This window comes from Leptolyngbya boryana PCC 6306, from assembly GCF_000353285.1.
Lineage (GTDB): Bacteria > Cyanobacteriota > Cyanobacteriia > Leptolyngbyales > Leptolyngbyaceae > Leptolyngbya > Leptolyngbya boryana.
Genome location: NZ_KB731324.1, coordinates 1,498,086 through 1,512,570, shown reverse-complemented (window position 1 = coordinate 1,512,570; position 14,485 = coordinate 1,498,086). Strand labels below are relative to the sequence as shown.

Genomic DNA, 14,485 nt, shown 5'->3' with positions numbered 1-14,485 from the left:
CACTCAGGGCATAGATTCAGGAGCGTTTTTCCAGCGATCGAGTAATTTCAAACCCGCTATAATCAGCCCAATTCCAAACATTAAAAAACCAATGTCCCAAAGCAGGTAATGTGTGCCTGAATGGACATGATGAATTCCTAAAATTTCGTGATCAATGAAGCCTTCGATCGTATTAAATAATCCTGCCCCAAATAGAATTAATCCGATGAATGGTTGGGAAGATTTTGGCAGTTGATCTTGGAGATGCGATCGCCAAAGTAAAGTTACACCCGCGATCGTCAATCCATAATCGGCTAAATGAAACAATCCATCTGCGACTGAATGGACTTTGACATCACTCATGTTCGTCATCGGTCGCACACTGCTTAACATGTGATGCCACTGCAAAATCTGATGCAGCACAATTCCATCGAAAAATCCCGCAAATCCCATACCGAGCAAGATTCCAGCGAGCATGAATTGCTTAGAGAGGAGCCGCGATTGTTGAGGTTCTAGAACTTGAGTCATAAGGCTAAAACCTAAATCCTAGTCAGGAGAAGCTGAGTATCGTCTATCTATAGAGCCAAATGCACTTAACGAACACGCTTCATCACTAAGTTGCGTGCTATGATAGCGAGTCAAATCTCCGTGATAGTATAATTGAACCATCAACCAGATGATGCTGTATGATTCTTTCGATGCCTGTGGCACACATCAATGTGACCGTCATCCTCTCATCGATCTTGATCCAGCAGATTGGTGTTGGGCAACTTGGCGCAAACGTCCCCAATTGATCCGTCCAGAGCCGCAGTCTTTTGACCGAGAAGTTGCGATCGCAAAATTAAAAAAAGTAAAACGATTGAAAAGTAGACATTGGCAATGGGAGGCGTGTGAGATTCCGGTTTCAATGTCGATCGAGGAAGCAATTTTTTGGTATAAGGCAATTACGAAAGCACATCACTTCGATCGCGTTCGAGATTTAGTAAAACGCTTTGAAACTGAACGTTTTGAAACTGAGCCTCTAGCCGCTCCAGTCGAGATTGCTGAAATACAGGAATGGTTTACCCTCGTTGAAAGTAACTATGCGCCTGCTCAAATGACGTTTATCCTAAGCTATTTTCTATCGATTGAACAGCTATTAGATAAATTAACTGAGCATCGGCAATATCAACTATTTGTAGGATTCAGGCAGCATATTTTGCCTTACTTGAATGAGACGAAATTTGAAGCAATCAAAACTTATATTAGGGCAAATTGGGAGCCTCAAAGGTTCTACTTTAGACCTCATCTTTCCGCCTTATTAGGTATACATGACTGGCTTGAAGCCTTAGTTGCAAAATGGAAGCCTGAAAGATCCTATGCTGCTTTCGATCGCAATTTTAGACTTGAAGTTATTTTTGGGCTAGAAAGTGCGGATTTAGTCATGCATCATGTTCGTCGTTTAAGATTACGATTGGGGACAGCCGAACAGGTTCGAGCATGGTTGGCACATACGGAATTAACTGCACTAGAACTCGTCACAGAAAGCATTGCTGCGCTCAATAGCAACAAAGAAGTATCAAATGCTGCTGAGATGTTTGATGTGCTGACTTTGATCCGATCGCCCATTGTCGCTCCCCAAATTCTTGCTCTTGTTCAGCGATCGCGAATTCGCGATCGAGCACAGCAATGGCTAGAAGAGAATCTAGAATTGTCGATCGCGGGATTACTTCCCCTCACGATTCAAAAACATCCTTTAAGAGAAACCGCGATCGCTTGGCTCAGAATGATGCAGCGACAAGGATTTGGCGATTTGATTCGAGAAAAAATGAGTGATGAATATCAGCAGATCGAACTGCAAATTTTTGATGCTCCGCAGCGAGAAGAACTGGGAAAAACGCCCAAGTGGTTCAAAGCGATCGTAGATGCGGCTCCGAAGCTTGAGCCACTAGATTGGGTGAAAGTGAGTGATTTACCCGCGATCGTCGTTGGTGACACTCGACTCTCAACAACTCACCATCAAGCAATCTTGAATCTACTTCAAGCTGATCCTGACAATTGCTCATCAATTCTGAGACAACATACAAATGCTGATTCACTCAGCCAATTTGTGTGGCAACTCTATGAACAATGGAGCTTAAAAAAGCCGAAAGGTCGAGCAGACTGGGTAATTTTAGCATTAGGGCGATTAGGCGATGATGAGATTCTTCTCAAGTTAGCTGATTTGATTCGAGCCTGGTGTAAAGCATCAAAGCATCAGCTTGCAACATCGGGAATCGCTGCACTAACATTGCATGCGTCAGAGACAGCAATTTACCAATTGATGCAATTCGCATACCCACCGATTTCTAGACTGATTCGACCTGAACAAGCACTCGATGAGATTGCAAAAGCGCGCAATCTATCTCGGCGACAGTTAGAAGATTGTGCAATGCGAGAAGTTCTTGAGAGGCATTGCACTACGATTGCGAATTCGGGAAGCCCCCGCAAACGTAGACCCAAGACCCATCAAACCCAACTCAGCAAAACCCAACTCAAGCAATTTCTCACCCTGCAATCGCTACGATTTGAGCAGCAAATGATTCACAGAGCTGCTTATACTGTTGCAGAATTTCAGTCCTTCGTCTTTCATCCGATCGTACGTCCAATGGCTCAGAGTTTGATTTGGCAAGCTAAATCGATGTGTTTTCGCATTGCCGAGGATGGAACTCTCGCGGATAGCTCTGATATGCCCGTAGAACTCTCTTCAGAAGCCGAGATTTACTTGCCACATCCGTTGGAGATGCCAGATCGATCAACCTGGGCGGAGTTGTTGTCCGACTATGAATTGATTCCGCCCTTTGCCCAAGTCAATCGCCCAATATATTCTGTGTCAACCCAGGAACAAGATGCTACGATTGTCACCCGGTTCGCCGATCGAGGCGTTTTCACTGTCAATTTAACTCAATCTCTGATGAAGCTAGGCTGGACTGAAACCTATATCGGGCGCGGACATTGGCGCGGGTATTGTAAGCGATTTCGTGCTGACCATACCGCTGCTATTCTCAGTGTCTCGGAGATGCCCCGCGAGCACGGGTATCAACGCATCGATCGCATTTTCTTTGTTGCAAATGATTGGGATGGTAGGCGTGTCCCCACTGAGCGCGATCGCATTCCGCTAACGACAGTTGCTCCACTTGTTTTTAGCGAAGTACTCCGCGAAATCGACCACCTGACCCACCGTTCCAAAAAACGTCATGCCTAAACGCGCTCAGATTGAACTTCAACGCCCCGCTGCCGAATCGCTCTACGCAACCGAACTGAAGAAACTTGTCGAACTCGATAAAGATGCACCTCGTCCGGGGGGATGGAAGCTCACGCCGCAATCGGTTTTGAAATTTATTTTGGGCGATCGCGCACTGGGAATTACTCAAAAATTCGTTGGCAGTCGTGCCCAATTGGAACGCTGCATTGTCGCACTCGCAACGAATCGCGGTTTGATGCTGATTGGTGAGCCGGGGACTGCAAAAAGCTATCTGAGCGAGTTGCTCGCGGCAGGAATCAGTGGAGATTCAACTCTCACGATTCAAGGCAGTGCGGGGACAACTGAGGACAATATTAAATATTCTTGGAACTATGCTCTGTTACTAGCAGAAGGCCCAAGTTCTCGATCGCTCGTTTCCGCCCCACTTCATCGCGGAATGAGCGAAGGTAAGATTGTCCGATTTGAGGAAATTACGCGCTGTCCCTTAGAGATTCAAGACACTTTACTGTCTGTGCTCAGCGATCGTATGATGAGCATTCCAGAATTACCCGATAGCAATCGGAGCTTATATGCAAAAGTCGGATTTAATGTGATTGCAACTGCTAATACTCGCGATCGCGGAGTCAATGAAATGAGTGCAGCCCTGAAACGGCGCTTCAATTTCGAGACCTTGCAACCTATCTCAGATTTGCAGCAAGAAATCGAGCTAGTACAACGAGAAACGAATCGGATGTTAGAACAGGCTTCCATTCCAGCGAGTTTGAATGAAGATTTAACAGAAGTTTTAGTTACCACATTTCGCGAGCTTCGCACCGGACAAACTGAAGATGGTCGAACATTTGAGCCGCTCACAACTGTGATGAGTACCGCTGAGGCAGTTTCAGTCGGATATGCTTCGGTGATTCATGCTTATTATTATGGCGATCGCGCTCCCACTCCTGAAAATCTTTTACACAGCTTAGTCGGTTCTGCTTTAAAAGATGCAACCGATGATTTGAAAAAGCTCCGGCATTACTTTAATCATGTAGTAAAAAATCGCCAAGACCAGCTTTGGCAAGACTATTACACGGCTCATCATCAGGTGTTGTAATGGATTTTGATACTTCAATTCTGAATTTAGATGCGAAGGTGATCTTTTTTCCAGTTCGCCATCATAGTCCTGCTTGTGCGCGATTTGTTCGAGAACTTGCAACGAAGATTCGCCCTGCTGCAATTTTGATTGAAGGGCCTGCGGATTTTAATGATCAAATTTCCGAGCTTAACTTACTGCACCAATTACCGATCGCGGTTTATAGCTATGCGCATTTTTCAGACAATACTCGCTTAGCTGCGTTCTATCCTTACTGTGTCTATTCTCCAGAATGGCAAGCGCTACAAATCGCCAAAGAATTAGACATTCCGGCTGAATTCATTGATTTGCCCTGGTCGAAAATGGCGACGACAAAAACGGCTCATCATCGTTATAGCGATCGAGAGCTTCGCCAAAGTCAGTACGTCAGCCAATTATGCGAAACGCTTGGAATTGAAGGGCTGGATCATCTCTGGGATCATTTATTTGAAATTGATCCAGCGCTGACTTTGGAAACTTATCTCGATCGAGCGCATCAGTTTTGTTTTCACTGTCGAGCTTTAGACGAACCCACACTCGAAGATCAGCAGCGTGAAGCCTTTATGACCGAGAAAATTCGGCAAGCGATCGCGCGATACGGGGGTCAAATCTTAGTGGTAACGGGTGGCTTTCATAGTTATGCACTTCACACTCAGCTTTTGAATCCACCGACTGAGCCACAAGCAAGCCTAGTCTTTTCCTATCTTGAACAGTGCCTTAAACCTGCGATCGTTCAGCAAGGCATTGCGCTGACTCCTTTTTCTTACGATCGCTTAGATAGCCTGACTGGATATGATGCGGGAATGCCCAATCCAGGCTTCTATCATCAGGTTTGGCAGCATCGTTATCAAAGCTCCGCTCAAGAAGACACTTACACTCACAATGCGATCTATCGCGAAGTGTTTGCTCAAATCGTGACAGCATTACGATCACATCAACAACTGATCAGCGCGGCAGATTTGATCGCCGTTGAATCTGCTGCCCATGCTCTCGCTGCTTTGCGAAGTCATGCAGAGATTTGGCGACAGGATATCATTGACGCGATCGTAACTTCTTTAATCAAAGAAGAAGTGACAACCACTCACCCCCTACTGCGGGCAGTCCATGAAGTTTTTCGCGGGTCAGAACGAGGGAAACTTGCTGCGGGAATTTCTGTTCCGCCTTTAGTTCAAGAGATCAAGCAGCAATTAAAACAGCATGATTTAGAACCCCAACCGATTGGGCGAATTGTTCAACTCAATCTACTCGAAGAACCCGCCTGCTCTCAACTTTTGCACCAACTGCGAATCTTACAAATTGCGGGCTTTAATCGCACAGGTGGAATCGATCTGGCTGCACGTCAGGATCTCTCGATTCAGTGGGAGGAATGGTCGATCGCGTGGAGTCCTGCTTATGAAGGCAGTTGCATTGAAGCTGCTATTTATGGGTCTACTTTACTGGAAGCGGCTGAGATGCGATTGCTAGAGCTTGCAAAACAATGTGAGCAGCAATCTGAAAGTGCTGCCTTACTCTTACTTGATGCTTGCTTAATGGGAGTTCAAACACTGATTCCTCCTCTCTATCAGCAGCTTCTCACGCTGATTCAATCTGATAGTGATTTCTTTGCTGTTACTAGCACATTAACGCATTTACTTTATCTCTATAGCTATGATGAACTTCTGGGAATTGCAGAACATGCAGAAATTGGCTATCTCTTGCAGGTTACTTTTACTCGCAGCCTTTGGCTTTTAGAAAGTCTTGGACAAGTTCGAGATCAAGATCAACAGCTTCTCAATGCAGTCAAAACGCTCCTTGAAACAGTGCAAAGATGCGATCGCACACTGAATCTCGATCGTGAAACCTTTATCGCCGTTCTCGCCCGCACGAGCCAGGAGCAAACTCAAAATCCAGTTCTACGAGGTGCAACCATTGGCGCACTATGGGTACTAGACGAAGCTCCCACTGAGCAAGTTTTAACCGATTTATATGCGATTTCTAATCACTTAGGCGATTTCTTAACAGGGCTTTTCAGCATTGCGCGTGAGATGATCCAGCGTTCTCCAGAGCTGTTAAATCAAATCGATCGCATCATTGCCCAGTTTGATGACGAAGCATTTCTCGAAGCACTGCCCTCGCTCCGACTAGCGTTTACTTATTTCACTCCCAGAGAACAGCACATGCTTTCACACACGCTGACTCAATTTTGGACAAAATCCCCTGCGCCAATCTTGGAAATCTCACCTGAACAAATTGCTCAGATTAAAGCACGAGAAGCCAGATTACTGAGCACGATCGCACAATATGGACTGCGAGGTATCCGCGAATGAATGATCCACTCACTCAAGCCATGCGTTGGAAAGTCATTTTATCGGCGCATCCAGATTCCAACATCGGACAAGATGCCTCAGAAACTTGGCAGCGACGAGCCGAAGCATTATCGTTTTTGTACGATCGAGAATACCAATCCCGCAATGTTCGCCACAACTCAAGCAATTCTCGGATCAATCAAAAAGATCGACCGAGCAACTCTCAAAACCCATCTGATCCAAAGCATTCTCGCGAAGGCGGACTTGCAAGCTCAGCATTGACGATTCCAGAGTGGATCAATGAAATTCATGAACTCTTCCCGAAAAAGACGATTGAGCGTTTAGAAAAAGATGCCTTAGAGCGCTATCGTCTCGAAGAAATGATCACTGATCCAGATCTCCTGAGTCGTGCAGAACCAAGCTTAACTCTACTCAAAGCTGTTCTCCGAACAAAGCATTTAATGAATCAAGCCGTGCTAGCAATGGCGCGGCAGCTTGTTCAAAAAGTGATTGATCAATTACTCGAAAAACTCGCGCGCGCGGTTCAATCTCCGTTCTTAGGTACGCTCGATCGACAACATCGCTCTTGCCTAAAAATTGCGAAAAACTTCGACCCAAAAGCCACGATTCACCATAATCTCAGCACCTATGATCCTGAGACAAAACGGCTTTACATCAAAAGCCCACACTTCTATTCTCGAATTCGTCGAAATCTCGATCGCTGGCAGTTAATCATTCTGGTCGATGAATCTGGCAGCATGATCGATAGCATTATTCACGCCGCAGTAACAGCTTCTATCTTTTGTCAATTGCAGCAGATCCGCACTCATCTTTGTATTTTCGATACCTCGATCGTCGATCTCACCGAACAATGCCGTGATCCGGTCGAAACCTTAATGCAAGTTCAACTCGGAGGCGGCACGAACATTGGGCAAGCGTTGAACTATGCTGAAACACTGATTGATCATCCTCGCAACACGATCGTTGTTCTCATCACTGATTTCTATGAAGGCGCACCTCGCGAAACGCTGTTTAGTACCACTCGCCGTTTAATTGAAAGTGGTGTGACGATGCTAGGACTTGCCGCACTCGATTCTGATGCCAATCCGAACTACGATCGCACAACTGCCCAAGCGCTCGTCAATCTGGGAATGCACGTTGGTGCAATGACTCCCGGAGAACTTGCAGAATGGATTGCTCGAACAGTGAGGAAGTAGCATGTCTCGGACAGATTTACTTGCATTAACCACAGATGATCTGACCCTCCTAACCAATCGCGGCATTGTCAATCGCGCTAAACGAGAACTCGAACAATTTACAGTTGAGATCATCGAGAAAAATGACTTCGTGCGTCTGAAATGGTCAGATTCAGTTGAATGTACCTTTCCGAATGGCGAACCTGTCAGCGATCGACAGTGTAACTGTTCCGCAAACACAATTTGCCGCCACCTCATCCGCTCAATTCTTGCCTACCAGCAATCCAACTCTTTTACTCCTCAACCCTGGAACCCAGGCAGCATCTCAGACGAAGAACTGACCAACCATTTCACACCCTCACAACTGCAACGGCTCAAACAACAATTTGAAACCGATCAAGTCATTGAAGTGCGATCGAGTACAAAGCCGATCGCATATCTGCACTCTCTTGGTCACACCCTCCGCTTTCTCGTTCCTCATGATCTCCGATATACCCACTGCGACTGTTCCGAGCCTTCTCCTTGTCAGCATGTGCCTCTCGCAATTTGGGCATTCCGCCAACTTCATGATCAAACGAGCGCTATCATTTCCACTGAAACTGATCTGACGACTCCAACTCAGCTTCTCGACGACATCGAATCAGTTCTCGAAACCTTACTCCAGCGAGGACTGAACAATCTCACTTCAAGCTTACTCAGTAAACTCCAGCGCTGTGAACAACACTGTCGTCAATCTAATTTGATCTGGTTTGCTGAGATTCTCGTCGAACTCTTGGAACAATGCGATCGCTATCAAAACCGAGATGCTCGCTTTTCTCCTCACGAAGTCATTGCTTTAATCGCTGAACTCTGTATCCGCAGTGATGCTCTGCGCTCTAACACAGGCAAAGTTCCTCGTCTTTTCATCGCAGGTACACAGCGCGATCGCACAACCGCAATTGGAACTGCTCGCCTCATCGGTCTAGGCTGCGGTGTCCAGCTTAAACAGAACAGCACCACACTCACCAGCTACTTTCAAGATGCCAATACTGGAATGCTGACGGCATTCTCAACCGAGTCCGATGCTCCCGATTCCTTCTCCGATCTCGCTCAAAAACCTGTTCTCAAGCAGCACACGTTCACTGAACTGGGTTCAGGACAACTGCTCATCCAATCTGCCAAACGCTCTCCCGATTTCCGTCTTCTGCCCGGACGTTCTCCGCTCTCTCTCAACCCTCAATCCTTCCAATGGAGCCAACTCCGCTCCCCGCTGCTCGTCGAAGACTTTTCCGAACTTTCCGCGCATTTACAACTTCTCCCTCCTGCTGATCTCCGCCCCCGTCACCTCACTGAGAATCTGTATGTGTTAGCGATCGACAAAGTAACCTCGGTCGAATTTTCCTCAATCGAACAAGCTGTAACTGCAACGCTCTGGGATGCTCAGCAAAACGCGATTCGATTGAATTTTCCTTATCACGATCGTGCTCAAGCGGGCACAGAAGCACTGCTGACCCAACTCACCCAAGAGCCTCTCCGCTTTGTCTCCGGTCACATTCGTTCTGGTCATCAACTGACAATTTCGCCCATCGGACTTGTGTTCGAGGATTCCTTTTTGCAACCCTGGATCGCTGAACATGCCTCAGAAAGTGCATTGATTGCAAATTCAACCCCGACCGAGCTTGATCCGATTGAGACTTATTTAGAGAGCGTGTTGAATGCGATCGCGGATCTTCTCCTAATTGGCATCGAACAATCCAATTCTCAGACCTTACAAACTTGGCGAGAGATCAATGAGATCAGCCACAAGTTAGGATTTCAAACACTGACGGCGACGATCGACCCGATTACCTCTCAATTAACTGCACCCCATCAGAACCTTCAATCTCTCAGCCAATCCATTCTCACCCTGTCCGTTCTGCACCATCTTGTCGATCGAGAATAAAGAGCGAAATTCTCAGCCAATCTTTGTAAGAACATCTTAGGATTGAAAAGCCTCTCTATCGAATGACGATCGACCAACCATGAACACTCCAGAACTTCTTTCACCTGCGGGAAATTGGGACTGTGCCAAAGCAGCGATCGAGAATGGCGCAGATGCAATCTACTTTGGACTGGAGCGGTTTAATGCTCGGATGCGGGCAGAAAATTTTACAGAATCCGATCTGCCAGAGCTAATGGAGTTTCTGCATTGGCGCGGCGTGAAAGGTTACGTCACTTTGAACACGTTAATCTTTCAAAATGAATTAGTCGAAGCAGAACAGTATCTACGATCAATTATTGCTGCCGGAGTCGATGCTGTCATTGTTCAGGACATCGGAATTTGTCGTCTCATTCGCCATTTGTCACCGGATTTTCCGATTCATGGCTCGACACAAATGACCGTGACCAGTGCCGCAGGAGTCGAGTTTGCAAAAGAATTAGGCTGTCAGTTAGTCGTTCTCGCGCGCGAATGTTCGATCAAAGAGATCAATAAAATTCAAAAGCAACTTACGGAAAGCAATCTTACATTGCCGCTGGAAGTCTTTGTGCATGGAGCGTTGTGCGTTGCTTATTCAGGGCAATGTCTGACGAGTGAAGCATTGGGCGGTCGATCCGCAAACCGAGGCGAATGTGCTCAAGCCTGCCGAATGCCTTATGAATTAATCTCTGATGGCGAAGCTGTGAATTTAGGCGATCGACGATACTTGCTCAGTCCACAAGATTTGTCAGGCTTAGCCGTTTTACCAGACTTAGTAAAATCAGGAGTCACTTGCCTCAAAATCGAAGGACGACTGAAATCTCCTGAATACGTGGCAAACGTCACGCGAGTCTATCGCAATGCGCTCGATCAAGCGATCACCGATGTGAATGCTGAACGATACAACTTAGAAATGGCATTTTCACGTGGATTGCATACCGGATGGTTTGAAGGCATTAACAATCAAGAATTAGTCCATGCCAGATTCGGGAAAAAACGAGGCGTTTATCTGGGCGAAGTCACCCAGATTCAGCACGAGCAAATTACGATCGCGACCAAAGCCCCCGTCAAACCCGGTGATGGCGTTGTATTCGACAGCGGACATCCCGAAGCCAAAGAAGAAGGCGGCAGAATTTATGCCGTCGAGCAACATCGCAATCAAACAGTGCTGACCTTCGGCAGAGATCAGTTGAATTTGAGACGAATTGATATTGGCGATCGCGTTTGGAAAACCAGCGACCCAGAACTCGATCGTCAAATTCGCCAAACCTATGCAGGAGATCAGCCAAAATTCCAACGTCCGATCGACATCGAAATTCATGGCGAAATTGGCAAAGAATTAATTGCGATCGCCAGAGATACGATCGGGCACATTACGCGAATTGAATCTGAAATGCCCCTAATCGAAGCGCATTCCAAGCCGTTAACCACAGAACGACTGCAAGAACAATTCGGCAGATTAGGCAACACTCCTTTCTGTTTAGGCAAATTCGAGAACCATCTCACGGACGCAGCCATGATTCCCGTGAGCGAATTGAATCGGATGCGCCGGGAAATTGTCGATCGCTTAGAAAATCTCAGAATGCAACCAAAACAATGGCAGTTGCAAGAATCGCGATCGCATTCAGAATTATTGCCTCGCATCGATAACGAATCTGGGCAGAACCCCCTTCAACCGCAGCCAGAACTCACCATCCTAGTTCGCAATCTCCAGCAACTCGAAACCGTTCTCAAACTCGGAATTCAAACCGTCTACTGCGAATTTGAAGACCCGCGCGCTTATCGCCAAGCCGTTGAACTCACCCGCCAACTCTCAGATGCAGAAATCTGGGTTGCTCCCCCTCGCATTACCAAACCCAGTGAGCAATGGATTTTAGAGCAAGTTCGCAAATCCAACGCTGATGGATATCTAATCCGAAACTATGATCATTTGAAATTCTTTGAACACGATCGCAAAATTGGCGATTTTTCTCTCAACATCGCCAACGCCATCACCGCAAATTACTTCAAACAATTTGGCTTAGAACATCTCACCGCGTCCTACGATCTCAACGTCCAACAACTGATCGCACTGCTGAAAAGCTGCCCCTCAAATTGGTTAGAGATTACCATTCACCAGCACATGCCGATGTTTCATATGGAGCACTGCGTTTTCTGTGCATTTCTCTCGACTGGAACTGATTTCACCAATTGCGGACGACCTTGTGAGCAGCATGAAGTGAAACTTCGCCTTGCTTCTGGCATGAGTGGAGGAAAACATCCCGGCATTGAACACATTCTTCAAGCAGATGCAGGCTGTCGAAATACTGTATTCAACGGAACCGCACAAACCGGAGCAGAATTTCTGCATCACCTCGTTCACAGTGGCGCACAACGATTTAGAGTAGAATTTCTGAACGAATCGAGCCAGCAGATTACACAAACGATCGCACTCTATCGCCAACTGCTCAATCACGAAATCACAGGTGCTCAACTCTGGCGCGATCTCAAACTCCAAAATCAACTCGGTGTCACGCGCGGAACTTTGACTTAGATGCACAACTGGGACAATTTAGTGATCCGATTAGCCCTTGCCATACTTGCAGGAGGCATGATCGGGTGGGATCGAGAACAACGACATAAGGCAGGTGGACTGAGAACGCATATGCTCGTCAGTTTGGGAGCGGCGTTGTTTGTGCTTGTCCCGATCGAAATCAATGGTTCGGGAGAGGAGTTAAGCAGGGCAATTCAAGGGATTGCAACTGGAGTCGGATTTTTGGGCGCAGGGGAAATTTTGCATCAATCGCGCCCTGATCAACGCAATCCTAAAGTCAAAGGGTTAACGTCTGCTGCCTCGATTTGGGTCACAGCCGCGTTGGGAATCACTTCAGGAGCAGGACTTTGGCTATTGACGCTCTTAGGTACGGTATTGACTCTGCTAATCTTAATTGGGGTCAAACAAGTCGAACAACGCGCGATCGTTTCCCGCCGAAATGACCTAGATGAAGAAGAATGATGCAGAATAAATGATACATTGCATCGACTCAGTGACATTTAGCCTAACAATTCAATATTTCCAACATGGATCATGAGATCTCCTCCGGTCAAAAATCAGGGATTGCGACAAAATACCAAGCTTGGATTGATCCGGCTTGGTCGATCGGGCTTTGGGCAGCCGCGCTCTTGTTATTCACAATCAATTTAGGCGGACTGCCCTTACGCGATTGGGATGAAGGAATTGTCGCGCAGATCGCCCGCGAAATTTCTAAAGCCCCATTTGATACGCTGGCTTGGCTCTTTCCGCTTGACCCCAATGGCGCACCCTATTGGAATAAACCACCGCTAGTGCATTGGATGGTGGCGCTGTTTTATCGAATTTGGGGCGTGAACGAATGGACATCTCGCCTTCCAGGAGCCTTGTTAACCGCAACTTCTGTACCCTTACTCTACGGAATCGGGCGCGAAATCTTTTTCCAACGCAGTCCCGCAATTTTTGCGGCTTTGGTGTATCTCACCTCACTGCCAGTCGTGCGGCAGGGACGCTTGGCAATGCTCGATGGAGCCATTCTCTGCTTTTTCTTGGCAATGATTTTGTGTGTTTTACGATCGCGCAGAGACTTGCGTTGGGGATTGGGCATTGGGCTTGCCTTTAGCTGCATTTGTTTAACGAAAGGAATTTTAGGAATTTTATTAGTGGCGATCGCGCTAGCGTTTCTCGCGTGGGATACGCCTCGATTGCTGACATCGGCATATTTGTGGAGTGGATTTGGATTAGGGTGCATCCCGGTTGTGCTGTGGAATGGTGCGCAGATCGTTCGCTATGGCAATGAATTTCTAGGCATCCATTTCTGGAACCAGTCTTTGAAACGAGTGTCAGACCCCGTAGAAGATAATCGCGGCACAGTCTTCTATTACGCTTTGGAAGTTCTGAAACATGGCGTTCCGTGGGTGTTATTTCTACCCGTTGGATTGCGGCACGCTTGGGAAAATCGCAATCTCAGTTGGGCAAAACTGGCACTGGTTTGGAGCGGCGTGTATTTCGTTGTGATTTCGGTGATGCAGACAAAGCTGCCTTGGTATGCGATGCCGCTCTATCCTGCATTTGCGCTGATGATTGGCGCACAGATTCAGGAATTCTGGCAACCCGCAATGTTTTCCGATCCGCGCCCGATTCCCAAAGCCCGGATTTGGATGGCAGTGTTTTTGGTTTTATCGATCGTGGCTTGGGCAGGCACAATTTATTACGGCATGAGAGCGCAGCCGGATGTGCAGCTTGTATTCTCGACTTTAGCGTTGACGCTGACCGTAGCCTCGATTTTAGTTGCACGGCAGGATATTCAATTTATTGTGGTGTTGATTTGGGGAACGTATCTGACGCTGCTCGCGCTGATGATGTCAAATCATTGGGTATGGGAATTACAAGAAACGTTTCCAGCAAAACCCGTAGGCGTGATGATTCAGAGAGCAACTCCGAAGGGGCAAACCATCTATACGTCATATTCTTATTTCCGTCCGTCTTTGAATTTTTATAGTCAGAGAACGATCGTCCCTGAAACTCCTGAAGGGTTACTCAAACGCTGGAAAGAAGATGCTCATCCGCATTTGTTACTGGACATGGAAGCCCTGAAGAAGTTGCCGCAGAAACAGATGCAGTGGTTGGGAACGACCGAGAATTGGGTACTGGTGAGCCGAAATCCTGCGGTCAAAACCACCGTAACGGCAAGGAAAAAACCGAAAAAAATGCTCCCTCGATCCGCACGCAGGTAGTGCATCTTTGCA

9 protein-coding genes are annotated in these 14,485 nt (G+C 47.0%); 8 read left to right on the top strand and 1 reads right to left on the bottom strand.

What is annotated here, in order from left to right; translation table 11 throughout:
* Positions 1–3: 3 nt before the first annotated feature.
* Positions 4–507 carry a DUF2243 domain-containing protein gene (locus LEPBO_RS0107410; protein WP_017286912.1) on the bottom strand — a complete coding sequence of 168 codons (504 nt, stop codon included), beginning with the start codon at positions 505–507 and terminating at the stop codon, positions 4–6.
* A gap of 148 nt (positions 508–655) precedes the next feature.
* On the opposite strand from LEPBO_RS0107410, the gene LEPBO_RS36380 reads away from it, so the two are divergent.
* From LEPBO_RS36380 to LEPBO_RS0107370, 8 genes are all read left to right on the top strand, one after another.
* Entirely contained in the window at positions 656–3,202 is a 2,547-nt protein-coding gene (locus LEPBO_RS36380; protein ID WP_017286911.1) for a DUF4132 domain-containing protein, read from the top strand.
* Positions 3,195–4,292 carry an ATP-binding protein gene (locus tag LEPBO_RS0107400; RefSeq protein ID WP_017286910.1) on the top strand — a complete coding sequence of 366 codons (1,098 nt, stop codon included), beginning with the start codon at positions 3,195–3,197 and terminating at the stop codon, positions 4,290–4,292. Before LEPBO_RS36380 ends, LEPBO_RS0107400 begins: the two co-directional genes overlap by 8 nt.
* Positions 4,292–6,616 (top strand): DUF5682 family protein, encoded by a 2,325-nt coding sequence (locus LEPBO_RS0107395; RefSeq protein ID WP_017286909.1) that lies wholly within the window; start codon positions 4,292–4,294, stop codon positions 6,614–6,616. Before LEPBO_RS0107400 ends, LEPBO_RS0107395 begins: the two co-directional genes overlap by 1 nt.
* Positions 6,613–7,812 (top strand): VWA domain-containing protein, encoded by a 1,200-nt coding sequence (locus LEPBO_RS0107390; RefSeq protein WP_017286908.1) that lies wholly within the window; start codon positions 6,613–6,615, stop codon positions 7,810–7,812. Before LEPBO_RS0107395 ends, LEPBO_RS0107390 begins: the two co-directional genes overlap by 4 nt.
* Before the next feature lies 1 nt (position 7,813).
* Entirely contained in the window at positions 7,814–9,712 is a 1,899-nt protein-coding gene (locus LEPBO_RS0107385) for a hypothetical protein (protein ID WP_017286907.1), read from the top strand.
* A 79-nt stretch (positions 9,713–9,791) separates the two neighbouring features.
* On the top strand, positions 9,792–12,260 hold the full coding sequence (locus LEPBO_RS0107380; RefSeq protein WP_017286906.1) for a U32 family peptidase: 2,469 nt from the start codon (positions 9,792–9,794) through the stop codon (positions 12,258–12,260).
* Positions 12,261–12,722, top strand: a complete 462-nt coding sequence (locus tag LEPBO_RS0107375; RefSeq protein ID WP_017286905.1) for an MgtC/SapB family protein — start codon at positions 12,261–12,263, stop codon at positions 12,720–12,722.
* 65 nt (positions 12,723–12,787) lie between these two features.
* Positions 12,788–14,473 carry an ArnT family glycosyltransferase gene (locus LEPBO_RS0107370; RefSeq protein WP_017286904.1) on the top strand — a complete coding sequence of 562 codons (1,686 nt, stop codon included), beginning with the start codon at positions 12,788–12,790 and terminating at the stop codon, positions 14,471–14,473.
* Positions 14,474–14,485: the final 12 nt, after the last annotated feature.

Bases quoted from the DNA above. Each gene is read 5' to 3' on its own strand.
- LEPBO_RS36380 (WP_017286911.1), top strand. From the start codon at position 656: ATGATGCTGTATGATTCTTTCGATGCCTGTGGCACACATCAATGTGAC.
- LEPBO_RS0107395 (WP_017286909.1), top strand. From the start codon at position 4,292: ATGGATTTTGATACTTCAATTCTGAATTTAGATGCGAAGGTGATCTTT.
- LEPBO_RS0107385 (WP_017286907.1), top strand. From the start codon at position 7,814: ATGTCTCGGACAGATTTACTTGCATTAACCACAGATGATCTGACCCTC.
- LEPBO_RS0107375 (WP_017286905.1), top strand. From the start codon at position 12,261: ATGCACAACTGGGACAATTTAGTGATCCGATTAGCCCTTGCCATACTT.
- LEPBO_RS0107390 (WP_017286908.1), top strand. From the start codon at position 6,613: ATGAATGATCCACTCACTCAAGCCATGCGTTGGAAAGTCATTTTATCG.
- LEPBO_RS0107370 (WP_017286904.1), top strand. From the start codon at position 12,788: ATGGATCATGAGATCTCCTCCGGTCAAAAATCAGGGATTGCGACAAAA.
- LEPBO_RS0107380 (WP_017286906.1), top strand. From the start codon at position 9,792: ATGAACACTCCAGAACTTCTTTCACCTGCGGGAAATTGGGACTGTGCC.
- LEPBO_RS0107410 (WP_017286912.1), bottom strand. From the start codon at position 507: ATGACTCAAGTTCTAGAACCTCAACAATCGCGGCTCCTCTCTAAGCAA.
- LEPBO_RS0107400 (WP_017286910.1), top strand. From the start codon at position 3,195: ATGCCTAAACGCGCTCAGATTGAACTTCAACGCCCCGCTGCCGAATCG.